Genomic DNA, 21,360 nt, shown 5'->3' with positions numbered 1-21,360 from the left:
GTGTAAAATCAGGATGGCTTTTTTTATCTTTAACATTTAGTTTTATCTTTTAGTTCCTATCCATGAAATACATTCTTTTTGGTTTTCTCGCCATTTCTTCAGTTAAATTATCTGCACAGCAGAAACAGTTTTCTAAAGATGACAACGGCAAATTTATCTATTATCAGGTGGTAGATTCGCAATTGGTAAACAAAGATACTTTACTGCAAAGGGCTAAATCTTTTGTTAATGTTGTCTATAAAAAATCGATGGCACAACAAACTGTTACCGATTCTTCTGTTGTGGCGAAAGGAACAATGGTAATCGATAAGACTATTTTGGTTGCCGGTCACCCTAGCGGGGAGGTAAGCTATAATTTTGTTTTCGAGGCGCGCCAGGGAAAATATAGGTTTTGGTTAACTGAAATGTTGTTTATTCCTTATCAAAGGGATCGCTATGGTAATTTTGTGCCTGCCACAACAATTGGTGTACCTTTAGAGCGTACACCTGGTAAACTTGGGGCAGGTGCATGGAAAGACATTTTAAGCAGTGCCTACAATAAAGTCGAAAAATTTGGTGATGAATTTAAAAAATATTTAGCCACCAATAAGTTAGATAAAACCAAAAAGAAAGCCGAAACCATTTCAACTAAAAAATGGTAAGTAAAGCTAAAACTTGCCAAACAATTCCTCAACCTTTTGATAACGGAATTTAAAAATTTCGTTTATTTTGTTGCTCACCACTATTGCATTTGCAATAGCACCAATTGGTCCCCAGCCAATGCTGTAATGTAAAACATCGCGCATAAATACACCCCCATCTATTTTTTCGAAATGATGTTGATGGTGCCAAAACGCAAAAGGACCAAATCGCTGTTCATCGATAAAATATGCCTTATCCTGAACATGCGTAATCTCTGTTACCCAGCTCAATTTAATTCCAAACATCGGTGAAACCTTATAGGTAATAATTAAACCTGGATACATTTTGGTGTTGGCCATATTTGGCGAGGTGACATCAAAAGTCATGTCTTTTGGAGTAATTTCAGCCAGGTTCATTGGCGAAGAAAAAAAGTCCCATGCTGTATCCAGATCGATTGGCAGTTTTTGGGTGAATTCTAATCTGTACGTTTTCAATTTTTTATTTTAAAGCACAACAACAAAGTTGCCGTTTTGTTGGAGTTAACCGCACAGTTCTCCAACAAAGCGTAGAGACTGCTAAATTTGGTAGACTAAATCTGTTATAGATTTTCACCTTTTTCACCGCGAAGACCAAAAAGAAAGCGTGCAGCTTGAATAAATTATAGAAGTATATTGTAAATGCATGTTGTTTATAGTTGAAGAGTTAGCCCTCAGGTTTTGTATGAACTTGGTATCTGCATGCTTATTTTACCCCTGATAGCGCTACTGTTCAAGCCGCCTAAACCCGATCAAAGCGAGATGCCGATATTTCAGTCGGCAGAAGCGGGAGCGGGACTGCAATAACCAAAAAGCTACTGCAATTGCTTTCCAAAAAAATAAACTGTAAATTATTTACATTAAATGTACAGCTTTGACAAATTTCTAGTATTTGAATAAAAAATTTGTCAAAGCGTTTATCCTAATGCACCATTTTATCAGCGCAGGTAGAGCTGGCAAATGCTTCTGGTTTGGCTTTGAAAATAAAGCCCATGCTCAAAATATAACCCATGGCATCATTCAGCGCTTTATTTGATTTAAATGATGGATTGGTATTGATATCGGCATGTACTTCCAAAGCTACATCATAAATATCAAGTAAATCGCAAATGGAATAGGCAGTTTCAATAGATTTCTGTACTTCCATTAACATTCTTTCTTTGATACTCACCTGCTGTGTGCTCTTCTCCTGGTGGATATACATAAAACCACCGTGATGTTCTCTTAAAAGTACAATTACAGTTGCAAAATCGGTTACTGCACCTTTAACCTGCGAATCGGTACCGATGCAAACTTTAAGTTTATAGCCTTTTTCACTTTCTCTGATAATTGCGTTTTCTATTTCTTCGAGGATTGAAGACTGAATAATTTCACCACTAAATTTTTTCCACGTCATACACTGTTTTTTTTAAGGTTAACGAATGGTAATCAGGTTTTTATAAAAATAAGCGCTAAAAATTAAATAAATGTTAAGTCATGATTGTTTATTTGCTAACAAAAACTTAGTTATCAACAAGTTAGTTAAAATAATCTAGAAGAACTTCTAATTAAGTGAAACAAATCATTAATCGGTCCGTTAATATTTATACATTCATTAAAATTTGTTAATCATGAGAGCAGAATTAATTCAAGAGCTCCAGTTATTACAAAATAGCAGAGCGAATAAAATTGTAGATGAACTAACTGACAGAATTTTATCTTCAGTTGATGCCGTTAATGAAAAGGTAATATCTTCTATGTCTAAACGCGGTAAGATGTTAATGTTGCTGGATAAAAGACTCAATTTTTCTACGCTCCGTAAACTGCGGAGAAAATTTTTCAAACCCTAACAAAGGGTGCCGTTTTTGCCCTGAAGAGAAATGATTACCTTTATGGCGGAATGATAGAAAATGCCTTAAAAAAATTAAACATTTCTGCACTTAATGAAATGCAGGAGTCTGCTGTAAAAGCAGCAAAGACGGGTAAAGATGTAATATTAATAGCGCCAACGGGTTCGGGAAAAACGTTGGCCTTTTTATTGCCATTGCTGTCCAATTTAAAGAGCGGGGTGAATGGCGTGCAAGCTTTGGTTTTAGTTCCATCAAGAGAACTTGCCCTGCAAATAGAGCAGGTTTTTAAGCAAATGGGCACTTCGTTTAAAGTAAATTGCTGTTACGGTGGCCATGCGGTAAGGGTAGAAAAAAATAACCTTGCACATCCACCAGCCATTCTGATCGGAACACCTGGTAGAATAGCCTATCATTTGGAGCATCAAAACTTTGACGAATCATTTATCGAAACCTTAGTTTTGGATGAATTTGATAAAGCGCTGGAGTTTGGCTTTGAAAGTGATATGTCGTACATTATTGGAAAACTGCTTTCGTTAAAACAGCGCATACTTACTTCTGCTACCAAAATGGAAGAAATTCCCGCATTTGTAAAGTTAAATGCTCCTATTGAAGTTGATTATTCAAAAAATATCGAAGCTAAGCCAGATTTAAAGCTCAAAAAAATAACAGTACCTGCAGCTGATAAATTAGATTACCTTTTTAGATTACTGAGTAAAATAGGCAGTAAAAATACATTGGTGTTCTGTAACCATAGGGAAACAGTAGATCGGATAAGTGATTTGCTTTTCGAAAATGGTTTAGGTCACGATGTTTTTCATGGTGGAATGGAGCAGTTCGATCGCGAAAAAGCATTACTTAAATTTAGAAATGGAAGCCATCGGATTTTAATTACAACAGATCTGGCTGCCAGGGGGCTTGATATACCGGAAGTGGAGCATATTGTGCATTATCAATTGCCCTATACCAAAGATGCCTATATTCACCGAAATGGCCGTACGGCACGTATGCATGCGAAAGGAACAGCATACGCTATTTTAACCACTGGAGAAAACTACAAATATTTGCCCGACGATATTGAGGAGGAAGTTTTGGAAGAGCGATATGCCTTACCCGAAGCTAGCGATTGGGTAACCTTATACCTGGCACATGGCAAAAAAGATAAAATTAATAAAATTGACATTGTTGGCTTGTTTTTACAAAAGGGAGATTTAACAAAGGATGATTTAGGATTAATAGAAGTTAAAGATACAACCAGTTATATAGCAGTAAAAAGAAACAAGATAACCCAATTGTTAAAAAAACTAAACGGTGAGAAAATTAAAGGAAAGAAACTTAAATTAGAAGTGGCCAGTTAGAAGATGAGTCAGAAGTCCAAAGTCAGCAGTTGGAAGTCTGGATAGCTAGATAAAAAAAATAACATTTTGCAACATTAAACTATTCCACCATTATAATCCTTATAATTAGCAATGAGCAATAACGATATATTAAAGAAACTTAGAGTAGCCTTATCACTTAAAACAGAAGATATTATAACCATTTGTGACCTTGTCGGATTTAAGGTAACCAAGGCAGAGCTTGGCGATATTTTCAGAAATGAAGACCATGAGAATTTTAAACCTTGCGGCGATCAGATTCTGCGTAATTTTTTAAATGGTCTTGTCATTTATAAAAGGGGTCCGAGGGATGAGAAAAAGCAATAATTTATGCTTTTTATTATTTTTTATACTGATCATATTTTCCTTTAACGCTCTCGCACAGTCTCCGTTTAAAATAAGTGGTCATGTAATCGATTCTTTGAAGAAGCCTATTGAAGGCGCAAGCATCCGATTAATCACCGGCGAAGATACCCTCCGCACTAATTCTGATGCGAAAGGAAACTTTGCATTCGTAAAAGTAACCCGCAATAAGTTTTATCTGGCCATTACTGCATTGGGCTACAGGTCTTTTACTTCTATTTACGAAATTGAATCTTCGAAAAAAAATGCTGTTTTAGATCCTGTTATGCTCCAGATCGAAACCATCCGCCTGGAGGATGTGCAGGTTAAAGTAAAAGTAGATCCCATTAAAATCAAAAAAGATACCATCGAATATAATGCAGGAGCTTATACGGTGAGAGAAAACGATAAAGTAGAAGATCTGCTAAGGCAACTGCAAGGGATTGAGATTGACGAAAAAGGTGCTGTTACTGCTATGGGAAAAAAAATGACCAAGCTGCGGGTAAACGGTGAAGATTTTTTTACCAACAATGTAGAGGATTATATTAAGCAGTTACCTGCAGATATTATTGCCAAAATACAGGTTATTGAAGATTATGGCGACGAAGCCAATTTTACAGGCATTAAAACGGGTACACCACAAAAAATGTTAAACCTGGTCATGAAGCCAGGGAAGGATAAAGGCATTTTTGGTGGAGTAAACACAAATACTGCTACCAATAATGCACATAATTTAGCAGGAAAAGGAAACATTTGGAAGAAAACAAAACAGATTGGTTTTGGAGGTCGTTATGGCATAACCAATAATGAGTTTGCCAAATCGAATAATGGTGCCTTAAGCGGTAATATCAGAGATAAGATTTCAAAAGAATTTACGGTTAATGGTAGTTATGATTTTAGTGATGGAACCAATAAATCTATTCAGAGTAACTACCTTGAAACATTTAATCCGCAGGGGACGATTTACGATTTAAGAGAAAGTAGTAATACTTCCAATTCGTTGACGAATAACATCAACCTTGGTTTAAACGGTTCTACAAAGAAAAATTATTTTAATGTTATGCTTGCGGGCGCACTGGCCGATACCCGTAATGATGCTTTTTCTACTTCAAATAAAACAGGAATTATCAGGCAGGACCTAAGTTCTAATTTAGGCTCGAGGAATAGCAATCCCAATCTTAATGGAAGTATCAACTGGTCGCGGCGCCTATCCAATAATAGACGTTCACTATCTATGGGCTTCAGCTTTGGTTCTAGTGGCGGAAATACCAATAGCAGCATTAACGATATGATCCGTTATTATAACGAAACCACCAATATATTACTTAAAGATTCAATTTTGAATCGATTGGTAGATAATAATACCTCAAGTTCTAATTTTGGCGGCAATATTCAGTTTTCTAATTCCCTAAAAAAATCGAAAGATAGTACAGGATATAATTTTATCAATGTATCATATCGCTTTATGGTAAGCAGAAGCCGCAACCTGCAAGCTACTACGGTTAACAGTCCATTTGGGAATAGTTTTGTAGTTGATTCACTCGGGCAGGATTACGTTTCGAATTTTATTAACCAGAACATTAGTATCGGTTATAATGCCAACAAAAACCAGCTTAGTTACAACTTTGGCGTTAATTTTTCTCCTAGTATCATTATTGGTCAATACCGCAATACCGGGCAGAAACTTAAAAACTATCAGTTAAATTTTTCGCCATCGGCCAATTTAAGCTATCAGATGAAAGAAAATGAAAGTTTAAGCTTTGACTATAGCGGCTCCACCAATTCGCCCGATTTTAATAAATTACAACCCATCAGGAACAACAATGACGTACAAAACCTGATTATCGGTAATCCGGATCTTAAAGCAACGGCGAGCCATACGGCCGATTTTAGCTATAATAAATTTGGGATCAAATCGGGTTTGAGTATTATGGCAGGCTTATCTGGTACCTTTGCGATCAATAGTGTGGTCAGCAATACGGTTTTTCTCAGGGATACATTAAATAGTTTAAAACAGCAGACTACATTCGAAAATGTGAACGGTGTTTATAATATTGGTGCAAATTACTCCGCGAATAAAAGAATGCTGGATAATAAGCTTTCTCTATCCATAAATGGAAATATTGCCTACAGTCACAATGTTTTTTATACCGATAATGTACTGAACCGTAGCAGAGGCATTAACATTTCTAATGGTTTTAAATTTAACCTCAACCAGAAAAAATATGCTTTTAATACCAGTGCATCATATAGTTTCAGTTCCAATACTTATTCGGTAATGAACCAGAATATCAAAAATGTGCAGGTGGTGGCCCTGAGTGGAAGTGCAAGCTGGATTCCAACTAAACACTTCAGGTTAAATGCTTCAGCCTCCAAAAGTTTAAATTTTGGATATAGCTTATATGCAGGGAATCCTTTATTGGTAAATATGGGAATGAATACTTCTTTTCTGAAAGGAAACAGGCTGCTTTTCTCTATCCAGGCGAACGATTTGTTTAATCAGGGCGCATTATTCAGTACAAGTATTACCAATAACTCCATTTCTGAGAATAGAACGAGGTTTATTAGTCGCTTTATACAAGCAACATTAAGTTATAACCTGAGCCAGTTTGGCGGCAAAAACAGCAAGTTAAACAGTAACATTAATGCTGAGGAATAAATATTTATACCCAGATTATTTAGTTTAGTGTTTAGTTATTTACCTTATGAATAAAATCCTGCTTTTTATTTTATTGCTTTCTGGTCGTGCTGTATTTGCACAAGATCAGAAAGCAGATTCATTAAACACCAAGGCTGAAAAAGAAAATTTTAGCGATGATTGGGCTGCATTAACAAAGTATCAGAAGGAAAATGAACTTTTACCGCTACCAACCAAAATAGAAAAAAGGGTAGTGTTTCTGGGAAGTTCCATTTTCGAATTCTGGAAACAGAAAGATCCCGAATATTTTAGTCAGAATACTTATGTAGATAGGGGAATAAGCGGACAGATTTCGCCACAGCTGCTGATCCGTTTTCGACAGGATGTGATTAACCTTAAGCCAAAAGTAGTGATTGTTTTGGCGGGAAGTAATGACATTGCAGGCAATACGGGCCATGTAACCATAGATAAGATTATGGATAACATTAAATCTATGGCAGAACTGGCGAGGTTACACCGTATTAAGGTTATACTTTGTAAATATCTGCCAGTTTACGAATATCCATGGAATAAGCGCATTAAAGCAGCAGATAGCATTGTTAATTTGAACGAAAGGATTGAGGCTTACGCCAAAGCGCGGAATTATACCATTTTGGATTACTGGACGCCTTTGGTAGATGAAAGAAAGGGGCAGCGTGCCGAACTGACGGTTGATGGAGTTCACCCTAACCTGGCGGGTTATAAAATAATGGAAGAGGTGACGGATGCGGCAATCAAAAAAGCTTTGAAAAATAGACACTAAATCGGTAAATGCCCTCCGATTCCGCTACCTTCGGCATACCCAATCAGTACGGTCGTCATCCGATAGCTATCGGATCTCGCGCAGGCGGGAATCTTAAAGCGCTTGCATTACGATTCCCATCCGATAGCCATCGGATCAAGTTGGGAATGACGATTCCTCGCAGCCTATAATCCGCTAGAAAATCTGTCATTCATATTTATTTTTAATAGTAAATTAACCCTCAGGGTGACAACTACGTGGAATACTCTGTATTTTCTGTAAAGCTTAGGCTAAAATATCTTAGATTCAAATAGAAACGTCGTCATCTCGACTGAAGCGCAGCGAAACGGAGAGATCTACCTCAATAGATTTAGCTTCGCTCAACAATTCGTGGTCCTAGACTTCCTTGCAATCCATTCAAAAGAACAGTGAGCTGTTTTTATTTTATGAACTTTCAATAATATTTGAAAGTTTAATAAAATTTTGTTTATCTTTACATCGTGAAAGAGAAAATGAGATAGAAAGATTTATAAAATGCCTTAAAATAGGCTTATTTTTTTAATTTTTATTTTCAATTTTTACTGAAAGTTAAATAATTGGTTATGGACTACAATATACTCGGATATGCCATCTTTATAACGGTTATCGTATTCATCATCGTAGTGGTAGGGAAGGTATGTTACCGCAATGGAAATATCTTCGTATTCGAACTCATTCCCGATCACCTTGATCTCTGTCAACAGATTAATAAGTCACTGTTGGTCTCTTATTACCTGGTAAACATTGGATATGCCGCCATGACATTGGTAGGGTGGGAAACGATTATTTCCCTGCAACAATTAATAGAGGTAATGGCTGTAAAAGTAGCCACTATTGTCTGCATCCTCTCCGTTCTTCATTATTTAAATATTTACCTGCTTACCAATACCATACATAAATTAATAAAATAACAATTTAAACTTTTCAATTATGGAAACGACAAAAATTTTAATCGGCTATGCAGTTTATTTACCAGTTGCACTTTTTTTGACTTTTTATGTTTCAAAAACGCTGTTCAAAAACAGTAAGGTATATATGATGGATATTTTTAAGGGAAGGGAAGAGATTGCCAGCGCTACTAACAAACTTTTTGAAACGGGTTTCTACTTATTGAATATTGGTTTCGCGCTGCTTATTATGAAGATTACCATAAGCGCTAACGACTACCGTAATTTAATTGAGGCCTTAAGTTCTAAAATTGGTGGTTTTGCCATTTACCTTGGCATTATGCTGTTTATCAACCTGTATTTTTTCTTTAGGGGAAAACGCAAAGCAAAAGAAAACCAAAGACCAAACCCTTTTCAGCCTGCATAAATTTATGAGAGATCTTCATTCACAACTAGATTGGGAACCACGTAGTGCTCATGAATGCCTTTGAAGAGTAAAAGCTCATGAATAATCGTAATGCAATAGGCTTTAAGATTAGCTTCGCCGAGCACTTCGTGGTTCCCGCCTGCGCGGGAATGACGATAACTTTAGAAAGTAATTCAAAATAACGTATCTCAAACAAAAAAGTCCCGATTTATCGGGACTTTTTATTAATCTAATTTTTTATATCTGATGCGTTTTGGAGTAACATCACCCAGGCGTTTTTTGCGATTTTCTTCATAATCTGAATAATTACCCTCAAAGAAATAAACTTCAGAGTTACCTTCAAAAGCAAGGATGTGTGTACAGATCCTATCCAGGAACCACCTGTCGTGACTGATCACTACGGCACAACCACCAAAATTTTCTAAGGCCTCTTCCAGTGCACGTAAAGTATTTACGTCGATATCGTTGGTTGGCTCATCCAGTAGCAATACATTAGCCCCTTTTTTCAAGGTAATGGCCAGGTGTACACGGTTACGTTCACCACCCGATAGAATGCCAACTTTTTTCTGCTGATCGCCACCATTAAAGTTGAACTTAGAAACATAAGCACGGCCGTTAACCGCTTTGGTTCCTAGTTGTATATTGTCTAAACCATCGGTAATATTTTCATATACGGTTTTATCGGCATCTAAATCATTGTGCATCTGATCTACATAACCCAGCTCAACCGTTTCGCCTACACGGAAAGTACCCGCATCTGCTTCTTCCTGTCCGGTAATTAAACGGAATAAGGTGGTTTTACCTGCTCCGTTGGGGCCAATAATTCCCACAATACCTGCCGGAGGAAGGGAAAAATTTAAATTATCAAATAATACTTTATCACCGTAAGTTTTGGTAACGTTTGTGGCTTCGATTACCACATTACCTAAACGCGGACCTGCAGGTATAAAGAGTTCTAATTTATCTTCTCTTTCTCTGCCGTCTTCTGAAGCTAATTTATCATAATTGGCTAAACGAGCTTTAGATTTCGCATGACGTGCTTTCGGCGCCATACGTACCCATTCTAACTCACGTTCTAATGTTTTCTGGCGTTTGCTTTCTGTTTTTTCCTCCTGCGATAAACGTTTTGCTTTCTGGTCTAACCAGCTGCTGTAGTTCCCTTTCCAAGGAATACCTTCACCACGGTCTAACTCTAAAATCCATCCGGCTACATTATCTAAGAAATACCTATCGTGGGTAACGGCAATAACAGTCCCTTCGTAATTTTGTAAGAATTGTTCTAACCAATCAATGCTTTCGGCATCCAAGTGGTTGGTAGGCTCATCCAATAACAATACATCAGGATGTTGAAGCAATAAGCGGCACATGGCCACCCGGCGGCGCTCACCACCTGATAGTACACCTATTTTAGTTTCAGGATCAGGACAACGTAAGGCATCCATCGCTCTTTCTAATTTTGAATCAATTTCCCAGGCACCCAAAGAATCAATTTTATCCTGAAGTTCACCCTGTCTGGCCATTAACTTATCCATTTTGTCTGGATCAGAATAGTTTTCTTCCAAACCAAAGGCTTCATTCACCTCCTCGTACTCTTTTAAAATGGCTGTAACTTCGGCAACCCCTTCTTCAACTACCTCGCGAACGGTTTTTTCTGGATCTAAGATCGGCTCCTGTGCTAAATAACCCACTGAGTAACCAGGCGAGAAAACGACTTCACCCTGATAAGATTTATCCAGGCCGGCAATAATTTTTAAAAGAGATGACTTACCAGAGCCATTTAAACCAATAACCCCGATTTTGGCTCCATAAAAGAAAGAAAGGTAAATATTTTTTAAAACCTGTTTTTGTGGCGGGTAAATTTTATTTACACCTGCCATTGAAAATATTATTTTCTCGTCAGACATGTTAATTTCTTATGTTAAATATTTAAATGCACTTTGCTTTGAAATGGTATTTTTTATTGCTAAAAATCTGCTTTTTTAATTACCCAAGTCTCTAAGGTGGCAGTGCTAAGACCGGTTACAAAGATAGAAACAACGAGCCCATTACAAAATGGTTTATGAAGTATATCATAACTTTTGATGCTGGTGTGCCGACATACTTTGTACAATATTTTAAATTAAGAATTATTGCCTCTTAAAGGTAAGTAGATAACTGACTAAAACTGTTCCAAATGGCTATTGCCTAGTTCCCTTCCTTTATTCTTTTTATCAGGATTTTGGTTAGTATCCTGCTAGATTTCGATGCCTTTAAAGCCGGAAAATATTTAAACCACAACAAAGGTATAATTCACTAATTTTCGAATTCGAAGGGGAGGTATTTTATTTTTGATGATCTATTTATGAGAATATAAAATTATCGTTATGCTGACGTTTAAAAATGCGAAAACCGTCTAATTTAGGTGTTTGGTAGGCTTTCTTATCAATTTGGCCCCTAAGAATTACCATATTGCCCCTCACTCGTATAGTGATTTTAGTGGTTAATTTGTTACAACCAAATATAATATTGACATATGAAGAAAACCGGACTATCAAGAACATTCAACTAAACTTCTGCTTATAGTTATCGCTATAAAAGATGATTATTGCCTAATTTATCATCAAGCTTTTTTTTAACTAGAAAGGGCTTTCAGCTGAGTTTTGCAAAGTAAGAATATCTGCCATCGTAAGGTTTTTACCATATGGTGATTGGTACGCTCATGAATAAACTAATAAACAAACAATTTCAAACTAAAATCAAACAATGAGAAAAATCTACAAAAAGAAGGCCCAGATTTCGGGCTGTTTATTTTTCCGTGGAAGCGTATTCCGATTGCTTGGGGGCATAATGATGCTCATGGGCTTTTGTTTTACTGCTTCTGCACAAAATGAAGTGACCGTTAAAGGGGTAGTGAAGGATACCGTAGGCGGTTTGCCTGGGGTAAACGTGAAAGTTACTGGATCAAGCCGTGGTATATCCACAGATGATCAAGGACGCTATACCATTAAGGTTGCAAAATCGGGTAAATTGCTTTTTAGCTTAGTAGGTTACAAAGCAGTATCCAAAAATGTGGCTGACTATGAGCGCGGAAGTGATGGTACATATGTTATTAATGTGGTATTAAAATCTGATGCCAATACACTTAATGATGTTGCTGTAGTTGGTTTTGGAACACAGAAAAAAACCAGTGTGATCAGTTCCATTACCTCTATAAATCCTAAAGAATTGAAAGGGCCAACCAGTAATTTAACCACCATGATGGCGGGTAGGGTTGCAGGTATGATCGCTTATCAAAGAAGCGGGGAGCCGGGGGCAGATAATGCTTCTTTCTTTATCCGTGGATTAGGTAGTTTCGGTTCAGGAAAGCAGGATCCGTTAATTTTGATCGATGGTGTAGAATCCACTCAAAATGATATGGCCCGTTTACAACCTGATGATATCTCATCGTTCAACGTTTTAAAGGATGCAACTGCTTCAGCGGTTTATGGGGCGAGGGGTGCAAACGGTGTTCTTTTGATTATCACTAAATCTGGACAGGCCGGTGAAACCAAATATTTTTTCCGTGCTGAAACTTCAGTATCCGGTAATACCAGGAATTTCAAATTTGCAGATAATATTACTTATATGAAGCAAGCCAACGAGGCTGCCTTAACACGTAACAGGCTTGGCATATTACCATACCTGCAATCTAAAATTGATGCTACGGCAGCTGGTGAAAATCCGCTTATTTATCCGAACAATAACTGGATTAAAGAGCTGATTAAAGACTATACCATCAACCAACGCTATAACCTGAATGTACAGGGTGGCGGCAGTAAGGCCAGCTATTATATTTCAGGAACTTATAACATTGATAATGGTGTTTTAAAGGTGGATAATCTGAATAATTTTAATAATAACATTAAACTAAAAAATTATTCGGTCCGATCAACAGTTAATATCAATTTAACTAATACAACTGAGGCCATTATCAGGGTTTATGGTCAATTTGATGATTATACCGGGCCAGTTGGTGGTTATGACGAGAACGGAAATAAGATTAATGGTGGACAAAAAATATTTAATCAGGCGCTTTGGTCAAATCCGGTAATGTTTCCGGCCGTTTATCCAGCGAGTTACCAGCCTTTCGCCAAACACCCCTTATTTGGTAATGCCATTTCTCCTAGCGGATCTTTATACATCAATCCATATGCAGAGATGGTGAAAGGATATCAGGAGAATAACTCTTCAACACTGCAAACCCAGATTGAATTGAAACAGGATCTTAAAGAGTTAATACCGGGGTTAAGTGCGCGATTAATGTCGTATGTAATTAGATATTCTTATTTCGATATTGCACGCAGTTACAACCCATTTTACTATTCTTCAGTTCCAGATCCAAATGGCGGCATTACGTTAAATTTACTTAACAGTGGAGCGCCGCCAACTTACGGGCTAACAGGTTCTGAGTATCTTAACTATGCTGAAGGAAGTAAAAATTTAAATTCTATTTTTTATACAGAGGTAGCTGCAAATTATAATCACACGTTTAAAGAAAAGCATGCGGTTGGCGCGATGTTGATTACCACCATGCGCAATTATCTATCTGCCAATGCCGGTAACTTGCAATTATCCTTACCAGCAAGAAACCAGGGCGTATCTGGTAGGGCCACATATGGTTATGATAACCGTTACTTAGCTGAATTTAACTTTGGTTATAATGGATCGGAGCGTTTTGCAGCTAATAACCGGTTTGGATTTTTTCCATCTTTTGGTTTAGGTTATTTGATCTCTAATGAAAAGTTTTTCAAACCATTAAGTAAAGTATTAAGCAATGTTAAATTTAGAGCTACCTATGGTATCACTGGTAATGATGGTATTGGTAGACCTGAAGATCGTTTCTTTTATCTTTCACAGGTTAATATGAATGATCTTGGTTATGGTTCTTCATTCGGAGAAAATAACTTCTACAATAGAAATGGAATTTCAATATCACGTTACGCAAACCCATTAATTACCTGGGAGAAATCAAAACAACTCAACCTTGGTTTGGATTTGACACTGTTTAATGATTTAAGCCTAAATTTCGACGTATATAAGCAAAACAGATCAAATATCTTGACTGATAGGATATATGTTCCGAGTACCATGGGACTCCAGGCGCCAATAAAGGCAAATACAAATGAAATGGAAAGCAGAGGTGTAGACTTTGCAGCCAATTATAATAAATCTTTTGGTAATAGTATGTATCTGCAATTAAGGGGAAACTTTACCTATGCAACCAATAAGATTTTGATTAATGATGAGCCAGCTTATAATGCAAATGAAGCTTACAGATCTCGTGTTGGATTACCAAGCACACAAGCGCTGGGGTTTATTGCAGAACGCTTATTTGTTGATAATGACGAAGCCAGAAACTCACCAGTTCAATTTGGTGGTAAGCCGGGTGATACCTATGGAGGTGGAGATATTAAATATAGAGATGTAAACGGTGATGGTATTATATCAGAAGCAGATGCTGTACCAATCGGATTGCCGCAAGCGCCGGAAATTATATATGGTTTTGGAGGGACATTCGGATTCAAGGGCTTTGACATCTCTGCTTTTTTCCAAGGCTCTGCAAGATCTTCATTCTTTATCAATCCTCAAAATATATCTCCATTTGTCTTTAATAATGGCTCACAAAATGGACTACTTGATGTAATTGCAAATAGCCACTGGAGTGAAGAAAACCGTGATATATATGCATTTTGGCCACGTTTAAGTGAGCGTTTTATCGCTAATAATACGGATAAAGATTTTGATGGTCGCAAATATAAATCAACCTGGTGGATGCGTAATGGCTCATTTTTAAGGCTAAAAAATGTGGAGCTTGGATATAACCTGCCTAATAAACTACAAAAAAGGTTAGGCTTAAGGGCCACCAGGTTTTATGTTAATGCAAGCAATTTGATGGCATTCAGTTCATTTAAATTATGGGATGTGGAAATGGGCGGCAATGGTTTGGGCTACCCTGTTCAAACGGTATACAATTTAGGTGTGAGTGTAAGTTTTTAAAGTCGCTAATGAAATGAAAATGAAAAATATTAATATGATATTTCAGAGTAAAAAGAAACCCGGTTCGTTAAAATTTGCTTCGATCTTGGTACTAATACTTGTATGTATGGGTTCGTGTAAAAAGTATTTGGATATTGTGCCAGATAATGTACCTACCATAGATAATGCATTTACTTTAAGAAATGAGGCCGAAAAGTATTTATTTACCTGTTATGCTTTTTTGCCTAAAGATGGTGATCCACTTTCAAATCCAGGTTATATGGCCGGAGATGAAATTTGGTCGAATATAGAAGAACGAGAGTTTATTTCTTATGGTTGGCGTAAAGCTAGAGGTGGTCAGAACTCGGATAGCCCGCTAATGGATATGTGGAATGGATCAAATCAGGGCGGTGCTGGTCTATATAGAGGGATCAGAAACTGTAATATTTTCCTCGAAAATGTTGAGGATCTTACTAAAGTTTCAGACCTTAAATTGGATGAAAGACAACGCTGGATTGCAGAAGTAAAATTTTTAAAGGCTTATTATAATTATTTGCTTTTACGGATGTACGGGCCGATACCTATTGTAGACAAAAATTTAAATCTTGATGCCACACAGGAAGAAGTTAGGATTAAACGTGTGCCATTTGATCAATGTGTAGATTACGTGAGTAATTTATTGAATGAAGCAATACCGAATTTACCCGTTATTATAACAGATCGTACAAATGAATTGGGGCGTATTACAAGACCTATAGCCCTTGCTATTAAAGCTAAGTTATTGCTTACCGCTGCAAGTCCGTTATTTAATGGTAACAGTGATTATGCAGGATTTAGAGATAAAGATGGGGTTGCATTATTCAATACAACATATGATGCCAATAAATGGGTAAAGGCAGCTGATGCAGCAAAAGATGCAATTACAGCAGCTGAAAGTGCTGGATTTAAATTATATAAATTCCCAGGATCGCAATTTAAGTTATCAGATACCACTACTTTACAACTTACCATCAGAGGTGCTTTAACAGAAAGAGTTGCGCAAAATTCTGAACATGTTTGGGCAAACTCCAATAGTTTGGCTGTTTTCTTACAACAGGTTGCGATGCCACGTTTAATGAAAGGTACAGATCCAATTCCTGTTGGGGTAGCCAGGCAACAATTGGCACCACCAATAAAAATTGCCGAGATGTTTTACACCAGAAACGGTGTGCCAATTAATGAAGATAAAACACTGGATTTTTCTAACCGGTATTCACTTAGAAAGGCAGTTAAAGCAGAGCGGTTTTATATCAAAGAAGGATATACCACAGCCAGATTAAATTTTGATAGGGAGCCGCGGTTTTACGCTGATTTAGCATTTGATGGTGCTACCTGGTATAAATACGATAGCCCTTCAACTTCTGATGAAAATACATTTACTGTTGAAGCTAAATCTACACAATTGGCCGGCGCAAACAACTTTGGCTGGTATAATGAAACAGGTTATTTTGTTAAAAAGGTAGTAGATTGGAACATGACGCAGAGTGGAAGCGGTGCGACGTACCGTACTTACGCATGGCCTGAAATCCGTTTAGCTGATTTATATCTGATGTATGCAGAGGCGAAGAACGAAAGCCTTTCAAGTCCTTCTTCTGAAGTATACGAATACATCAACAGAATAAGAACTAGAGCAGGTTTACAAAGCATAGAAACTTCATGGGCAAGTTATTCTACCAATCCTACAAAGTACACTACTAAGGATGGTATGAGAAGTATTATTCAACAAGAACGTTTGATTGAAATGGCGTTTGAAGGTAGCCGTTTTTGGGATATTTTAAGGTGGAAGCGTGCAGCGGAAATGTTTAATCAGCCAATTACGGCATGGAGTGTTAATCAACCCGATGAGCAGTCTTACTATCGCGTAAGAACCGTTGTAAATCAAAATTTTGTAGCTCCACGTGATTATTTATGGCCGATAAAATCGTATGATTTAACGGTAAATCCGAAGCTTGTTCAAAATCCAGGGTGGTAATATTGTTATTAATTAATCAGAAAATATGAAAACGATTAGTAAATTATTTTTAATGCTATTGTTAGGCATAACAGTATCCGTTATCGGATGTAAGCAAGATGAACTTGAGCCATTTGAAAAAAATGAGACGCCTCCGGGGCAGGTTTCCAATATTACGGTAACCAACGGTCCGGCAAATGCACAAATAACCTATACTTTACCTAACGATAAAGATCTGTTATATATCAAGGCGGTGTATAGTTTAAAAAGTGGCGTTCAGGCCGAAGTTAAGTCATCATACTATAACAACAGCTTATTGGTTGAGGGGTTTGGTGATACTGCTATTCATGAGATTAAGGTTTTCTCTGTAAACAGGAGCGAAGTAGAGTCGGCACCAGTTATTGTTAAAATCAAACCATTGGAAAATCCTATTTGGGCCGTGTATAGAAATTTAAAGGTTACCCCTGATTTTGCGGGTGTGAACTTTACTACGACAAATCCTGCAAAGGCAGATTTATCAATTGAAGTGATGCAGTTTAAGGATGGAAAATACCAACAGATTGGCAAAAACATCTATACAGCAGCAGCAGATATTAATCAATCTATCCGCGGTTTTGATACGCTTGAAAACAAATTCGCCATCACTATCCGTGATAGATGGTTGAATTATAGTGATACACTGTATACCAAAATAAAGCCTTTATATGAAACAGCGTTGTCAAAATCTCTTTATAAACCTTTAAGTCTTCCTACTGATGTAAAACAGGCCTATTCATCAACGGCACTTGAAAACATGTGGGATAATAACTTTATCGACTGGCCGAGGTGTTCGTTAACAGATGTAACCAAAGTTACGTCTCAATGGGTAACATTTGATATTGGTAAGCCTGCTATTATGAGCCGTATAGTGGTATGGAATTATCCAGAATATCTGAATGCAGGAAGGATGTATTATTACGGCGGTAACTTAAAAGATTTTGAGATTTGGGGCTCCGATAATCCACCGTCTGATGGTAGTTTCAATAATTGGGTGATGTTAGGCTCATTTAAATCAACCAAACCATCTGGAAGTCCGTATGGTGTGCAAACTTCTGAAGATTATGCATTTGCTAACGCAGGAATTAGCTATACCTTATCTTCTGGTGGCAAGAAAGTTCGTTACCTGCGTATCAAAACGAATAAAAACTGGCAGGGAACAACCTTCATGTCGATTTCTGAAATACAATGTTATGGAGACCCTCGATAGATTTTATACCTATTAAATTATAAATATGAATAATTACAACATAAAATATAACAGGATTAAAGCTTTTTTTGCGCTCCTTCTTGTTGCCGTGTTATACACTGCATGTACTAAACAAAATGATTTTAAGAAGTTTGTAGAAGGAGGTGAGATATCTTACACCGGAAAACTAGATTCTGTTAAGATGTTTTCTGGAGATAGCAGGGTCGTGCTAAAAGGCCTGTTTTTAGCAGATCCAAAAGTGGTTAAGTGTAAAATAACCTGGAACAATGGACAAGATTCAGTTGTGCTGCCGGTAGTTAAAAAAAATGCTGTTGATACATTAGTATATTCGATACAGAATGTAGCTGAAGGTTTACAGAATTTTACCATTTACACGTACGATAAGGTGGGTAATAAATCTGTTCCCGTATATGCTAATGCCAGATCTTATGGTGATCGTTACAAAGCATCTTTAAGTAACAGAGGAATAAGTTTAGCGCAAACAAGTTCTGATGGAGTAACGAAAATAGATTGGCTTGGAATGGATCGGTTAACAGGAGTATTTGCTACGGAAGTACAATATGTAAACAACAGTAATCAAACAGTTACTATAAAGACTCCTATAGATTCTACTAGTACTATCTTGAAAAATTTTAAAACCAGTTCTACGATTAAATATAGAACATTATTTCTCCCTGATACCAGTTGTATAGATACTTTTAAAACAGGCTTCACTGATCGTTATATACCACGCTATGCAGAGCAGGATTTGACTTCGACTTATCTTAAAAATACTGGGCCATTTAATAGAAATACCTGGGATGGTTCAAGATGGGGTACACTAGCTGATTGGATCAGCACTTCTGGTGTGAAAAACATCAGCAGTAATCGTTATGGTGGTTATGAGTATCGTGGAGGTGTTGGGGTATTGTCTTTCGAAGCTGGTTGGGGAATTACCACACCGGTTACTAACGGGTTGATTTATCAGACGATCACACTTCCGGCGGGTACTTATAGCTTCCGTTTGAGTGGAATAGATCAAAACAGTGGCGGCTCAAGATTCATTGCAGTTGCTGCCGGAAACACGCTTCCAAATGTTGCTGATATCACTTCAGCATCAATAGCTTTTGCAAATATATCAGATGGGAAGTTAGATTTCACGCTTGCACAGCAAACTACTGTATCAATAGGTTTTGCCGTTTCAATAGATAACTCTGGTCAATATATTAAGGTTGGCAGTGTTAAACTAATTAAACAAGCTTATCTGTAAAATATAATTAGCAGACTTCATTAGAAGTCTGCTAATTACTTTAATCATTAAGTTAATGTCTCTCTTAACTATGAGGAATATATTTAATTTTTCTTGATACGCTTTATCATTTCGTTACTAAATGATTATTCGCTTTTGCAAATACCGTTTAAGGATAATTTCCAATTTGTTCAATTGACATTAATAATTTAAACTGAGCAGAATAATCAATTACTGTTAAAGCTATCTCAATTATTAATTTTTAATCATACCTATTAATGAAGTCTCAATCAAAAAAATATCTTCTTGCAGCATTTTTTATTGTTGCTATGTTTGGCGGATGTAAGAAAGGTGGAAGCCAGCCTGAAACACCGGGAAAAAAAACCGAAGCTAATGCCCAGGTAGCTACTTTAACCACCACCGTATTCACTTCCATTACAACTACTGATGCAATGGGCGGAGGAACCATCACCGATAAGGGAAGTTCTGCTGTTACCGACCAGGGGATTTGCTGGAGTACCTCCCCTAAACCAACTATCGATAGCAAAAAGGTTGGTGTTGTTAGCATTAATGGTGCAGGTGTTTTTACCAGTCAGCTTACGGGTTTAACTGCCTCAACCAAATATTATGTAAGAGCTTTTGCTATTAATAAAGCAGGTGTTGCTTATGGTAATGAAATCGAATTAACCACTGCCAGTATAGCCAGCGCAACATTTGGTTTTTCACCCATGTACATTATAGGTTCAACGGTCGCAGCAGCAGATATTGAAGTATTAACAGACGGTGGCGATGCCGTGACAGAACGGGGTATTGTATATGCTTCTTCACCTAATCCTACCATCAATAATAGTAAAGTGAAACATAATAATGCCGGACTTGGCAAATTTAGGTTAAGCCTAAAAGACCTTATCCCAAAAACCACTTATTATGCCCGTGCTTATGCCATCAATTCGAAAGGGGCGAGTTATAGTACTGAAATTACTTTCAAAACCATAGCTAAAGGAAACGTTACCTATACAATTAATAAATCAACGAATCCTACCAGTGAGGAGATGGATGTTTATGCACGTTTAAAAATCGCTGCCGATAGTGCATGTTGGTATTTAAATAATTATACATCAGCTACAAAGCAATTGACACTAAATTATGTGCCAGGCGTGGGAACAGCTGATGCAACGAATACGGGTTGGGTACGTTACGGAAGTAATGCTACTTATCAAAAATTACGGACCACACTGCACGAATTCAATCACACTTTAGGTACGGGAACCACCGACTGGTGGACAGGTACGGCAATAGTTAACGGAGTTTATACTGGCAATACCGTAAATACTTTACTTAAAAAGATAACGGGTAAAGACGTACTACTTAATGGGGATAAACAACATTGGTGGCCATATGGCTTAAATCAGGATAGTGAGGTTTCTTCAAGTTGGGATTATGTATACAATTGCTTAATCATAGAAGCCATGCGAAAAGATGGCTTGCCGGAATGGAGTAGTGGTACCTACACGCCATAACCATTACATTTGGATGCAATGGCATAAGCCAATTTCAGTAACAAAATGAAAATCGGCTATATCATAATAGTAACCCCAAAAGTTTAGTCTAACTTTTGGGGTTTTATTTTTAAAGGCAAATTTCTCCTAAAGTTGTCACGTAAACCTAATTTGTATCGCGTTTAAACGAAGATTAAGATGCCTTGTCCTTAACCGTATTATGACAAATCCCTTCCATAGGCTCGAGGCGGCAATTCTATATGGAGCGGATAGTTTCAGGTTTCTTAGGCCCGTAAAGTCTAATTCAGATTTTTGGAGCCTTCCCTTCCGGATGGGGTATATTTATATTTCTTGAAAAATTGTTTCTTTGCGAATTCTTCCGAAAAACTTAACTTAATGGTACCCTTTTTTATAATGTATGTAAAGGTTAA

General features: G+C 37.1%; 16 protein-coding genes. 13 read left to right on the top strand and 3 right to left on the bottom strand.

The features are described from left to right. The first annotated feature begins 62 nt into the window (after positions 1-62). Positions 63-641: a hypothetical protein gene (locus OQX63_RS15710; protein ID WP_265851774.1), complete on the top strand. Its 579-nt coding sequence runs from the start codon at positions 63-65 to the stop codon at positions 639-641. Positions 642-647: 6 nt separating this feature from the next. On the opposite strand, the gene OQX63_RS15705 is transcribed toward OQX63_RS15710, so the two are convergent. Both OQX63_RS15705 and OQX63_RS15700 read right to left on the bottom strand, forming a co-directional pair. Beyond that, complete coding sequence (locus tag OQX63_RS15705; protein WP_265851773.1) at positions 648-1,115, bottom strand: SRPBCC family protein; 468 nt, start codon at positions 1,113-1,115, stop codon at positions 648-650. Between the two features lie 463 nt (positions 1,116-1,578). Continuing rightward, positions 1,579-2,052 carry a ribonuclease H-like YkuK family protein gene (locus tag OQX63_RS15700; RefSeq protein WP_205056488.1) on the bottom strand — a complete coding sequence of 158 codons (474 nt, stop codon included), beginning with the start codon at positions 2,050-2,052 and terminating at the stop codon, positions 1,579-1,581. Positions 2,053-2,266: 214 nt separating this feature from the next. On the opposite strand from OQX63_RS15700, the gene OQX63_RS15695 reads away from it, so the two are divergent. The 7 genes from OQX63_RS15695 (at position 2,267) to OQX63_RS15665 (ending at position 8,972) form a co-directional block, all read left to right on the top strand. Continuing rightward, positions 2,267-2,485, top strand: a complete 219-nt coding sequence (locus tag OQX63_RS15695) for a hypothetical protein (RefSeq protein ID WP_265851772.1) — start codon at positions 2,267-2,269, stop codon at positions 2,483-2,485. Between the two features lie 50 nt (positions 2,486-2,535). After that, positions 2,536-3,840, top strand: coding sequence for a DEAD/DEAH box helicase (locus OQX63_RS15690; protein WP_265851771.1), 1,305 nt, complete (start codon positions 2,536-2,538; stop codon positions 3,838-3,840). A gap of 111 nt (positions 3,841-3,951) precedes the next feature. Continuing rightward, positions 3,952-4,185 (top strand): DUF1456 family protein, encoded by a 234-nt coding sequence (locus OQX63_RS15685; protein WP_029274124.1) that lies wholly within the window; start codon positions 3,952-3,954, stop codon positions 4,183-4,185. Further along, positions 4,136-6,859 carry a TonB-dependent receptor gene (locus tag OQX63_RS15680; RefSeq protein ID WP_322974441.1) on the top strand — a complete coding sequence of 908 codons (2,724 nt, stop codon included), beginning with the start codon at positions 4,136-4,138 and terminating at the stop codon, positions 6,857-6,859. The genes OQX63_RS15685 and OQX63_RS15680 overlap by 50 nt, the downstream gene beginning before the upstream one ends. A gap of 46 nt (positions 6,860-6,905) precedes the next feature. Next, positions 6,906-7,640 carry a GDSL-type esterase/lipase family protein gene (locus OQX63_RS15675; protein ID WP_265851769.1) on the top strand — a complete coding sequence of 245 codons (735 nt, stop codon included), beginning with the start codon at positions 6,906-6,908 and terminating at the stop codon, positions 7,638-7,640. Positions 7,641-8,221: 581 nt separating this feature from the next. Continuing rightward, the gene (locus tag OQX63_RS15670; RefSeq protein ID WP_265851768.1) at positions 8,222-8,569 is read left to right on the top strand and encodes a hypothetical protein; all 348 of its coding nucleotides are present in this window, start codon (positions 8,222-8,224) and stop codon (positions 8,567-8,569) included. Positions 8,570-8,588: 19 nt separating this feature from the next. After that, positions 8,589-8,972 carry a hypothetical protein gene (locus OQX63_RS15665; RefSeq protein ID WP_265851767.1) on the top strand — a complete coding sequence of 128 codons (384 nt, stop codon included), beginning with the start codon at positions 8,589-8,591 and terminating at the stop codon, positions 8,970-8,972. A gap of 224 nt (positions 8,973-9,196) precedes the next feature. Here the strand turns inward: OQX63_RS15665 and ettA are convergent, their stop codons facing one another. Then, on the bottom strand, positions 9,197-10,876 hold the full coding sequence (ettA, locus tag OQX63_RS15660) for an energy-dependent translational throttle protein EttA (protein ID WP_265851766.1): 1,680 nt from the start codon (positions 10,874-10,876) through the stop codon (positions 9,197-9,199). 838 nt (positions 10,877-11,714) lie between these two features. Here ettA and OQX63_RS15655 point away from each other — a divergent pair. The 5 genes from OQX63_RS15655 to OQX63_RS15635 all read left to right on the top strand — a co-directional run bounded on the left by OQX63_RS15655 (position 11,715) and on the right by OQX63_RS15635 (position 20,950). Next, complete coding sequence (locus OQX63_RS15655; RefSeq protein WP_265851765.1) at positions 11,715-14,987, top strand: SusC/RagA family TonB-linked outer membrane protein; 3,273 nt, start codon at positions 11,715-11,717, stop codon at positions 14,985-14,987. A 19-nt stretch (positions 14,988-15,006) separates the two neighbouring features. Beyond that, positions 15,007-16,977, top strand: coding sequence for a RagB/SusD family nutrient uptake outer membrane protein (locus OQX63_RS15650; RefSeq protein ID WP_265851764.1), 1,971 nt, complete (start codon positions 15,007-15,009; stop codon positions 16,975-16,977). 25 nt (positions 16,978-17,002) lie between these two features. Next, positions 17,003-18,202, top strand: coding sequence for a DUF5000 domain-containing lipoprotein (locus tag OQX63_RS15645; protein WP_265851763.1), 1,200 nt, complete (start codon positions 17,003-17,005; stop codon positions 18,200-18,202). A gap of 25 nt (positions 18,203-18,227) precedes the next feature. Next, on the top strand, positions 18,228-19,451 hold the full coding sequence (locus OQX63_RS15640) for a DUF4998 domain-containing protein (RefSeq protein ID WP_265851762.1): 1,224 nt from the start codon (positions 18,228-18,230) through the stop codon (positions 19,449-19,451). Positions 19,452-19,708: 257 nt separating this feature from the next. Further along, a complete protein-coding gene (locus OQX63_RS15635; protein WP_265851761.1) occupies positions 19,709-20,950 on the top strand; it encodes a hypothetical protein in 1,242 nt (413 codons plus the stop codon). The last annotated feature ends 410 nt before the right edge of the window (positions 20,951-21,360 follow it).

This window comes from Pedobacter sp. PF22-3, from assembly GCF_026239555.1.
GTDB lineage: Bacteria > Bacteroidota > Bacteroidia > Sphingobacteriales > Sphingobacteriaceae > Pedobacter.
This window is presented reverse-complemented; position numbering and strand designations above follow the sequence as displayed.

Coding starts and splice junctions, on each gene's coding strand:
- ettA (WP_265851766.1), bottom strand. CDS start 10,876: ATGTCTGACGAGAAAATAATATTTTCAATGGCAGGTGTAAATAAAATT.
- OQX63_RS15650 (WP_265851764.1), top strand. CDS start 15,007: ATGAAAAATATTAATATGATATTTCAGAGTAAAAAGAAACCCGGTTCG.
- OQX63_RS15685 (WP_029274124.1), top strand. CDS start 3,952: ATGAGCAATAACGATATATTAAAGAAACTTAGAGTAGCCTTATCACTT.
- OQX63_RS15700 (WP_205056488.1), bottom strand. CDS start 2,052: ATGACGTGGAAAAAATTTAGTGGTGAAATTATTCAGTCTTCAATCCTC.
- OQX63_RS15655 (WP_265851765.1), top strand. CDS start 11,715: ATGAGAAAAATCTACAAAAAGAAGGCCCAGATTTCGGGCTGTTTATTT.
- OQX63_RS15670 (WP_265851768.1), top strand. CDS start 8,222: ATGGACTACAATATACTCGGATATGCCATCTTTATAACGGTTATCGTA.
- OQX63_RS15635 (WP_265851761.1), top strand. CDS start 19,709: ATGAAGTCTCAATCAAAAAAATATCTTCTTGCAGCATTTTTTATTGTT.
- OQX63_RS15695 (WP_265851772.1), top strand. CDS start 2,267: ATGAGAGCAGAATTAATTCAAGAGCTCCAGTTATTACAAAATAGCAGA.
- OQX63_RS15675 (WP_265851769.1), top strand. CDS start 6,906: ATGAATAAAATCCTGCTTTTTATTTTATTGCTTTCTGGTCGTGCTGTA.
- OQX63_RS15680 (WP_322974441.1), top strand. CDS start 4,136: ATGGTCTTGTCATTTATAAAAGGGGTCCGAGGGATGAGAAAAAGCAAT.
- OQX63_RS15690 (WP_265851771.1), top strand. CDS start 2,536: ATGATAGAAAATGCCTTAAAAAAATTAAACATTTCTGCACTTAATGAA.
- OQX63_RS15710 (WP_265851774.1), top strand. CDS start 63: ATGAAATACATTCTTTTTGGTTTTCTCGCCATTTCTTCAGTTAAATTA.
- OQX63_RS15665 (WP_265851767.1), top strand. CDS start 8,589: ATGGAAACGACAAAAATTTTAATCGGCTATGCAGTTTATTTACCAGTT.
- OQX63_RS15645 (WP_265851763.1), top strand. CDS start 17,003: ATGAAAACGATTAGTAAATTATTTTTAATGCTATTGTTAGGCATAACA.
- OQX63_RS15640 (WP_265851762.1), top strand. CDS start 18,228: ATGAATAATTACAACATAAAATATAACAGGATTAAAGCTTTTTTTGCG.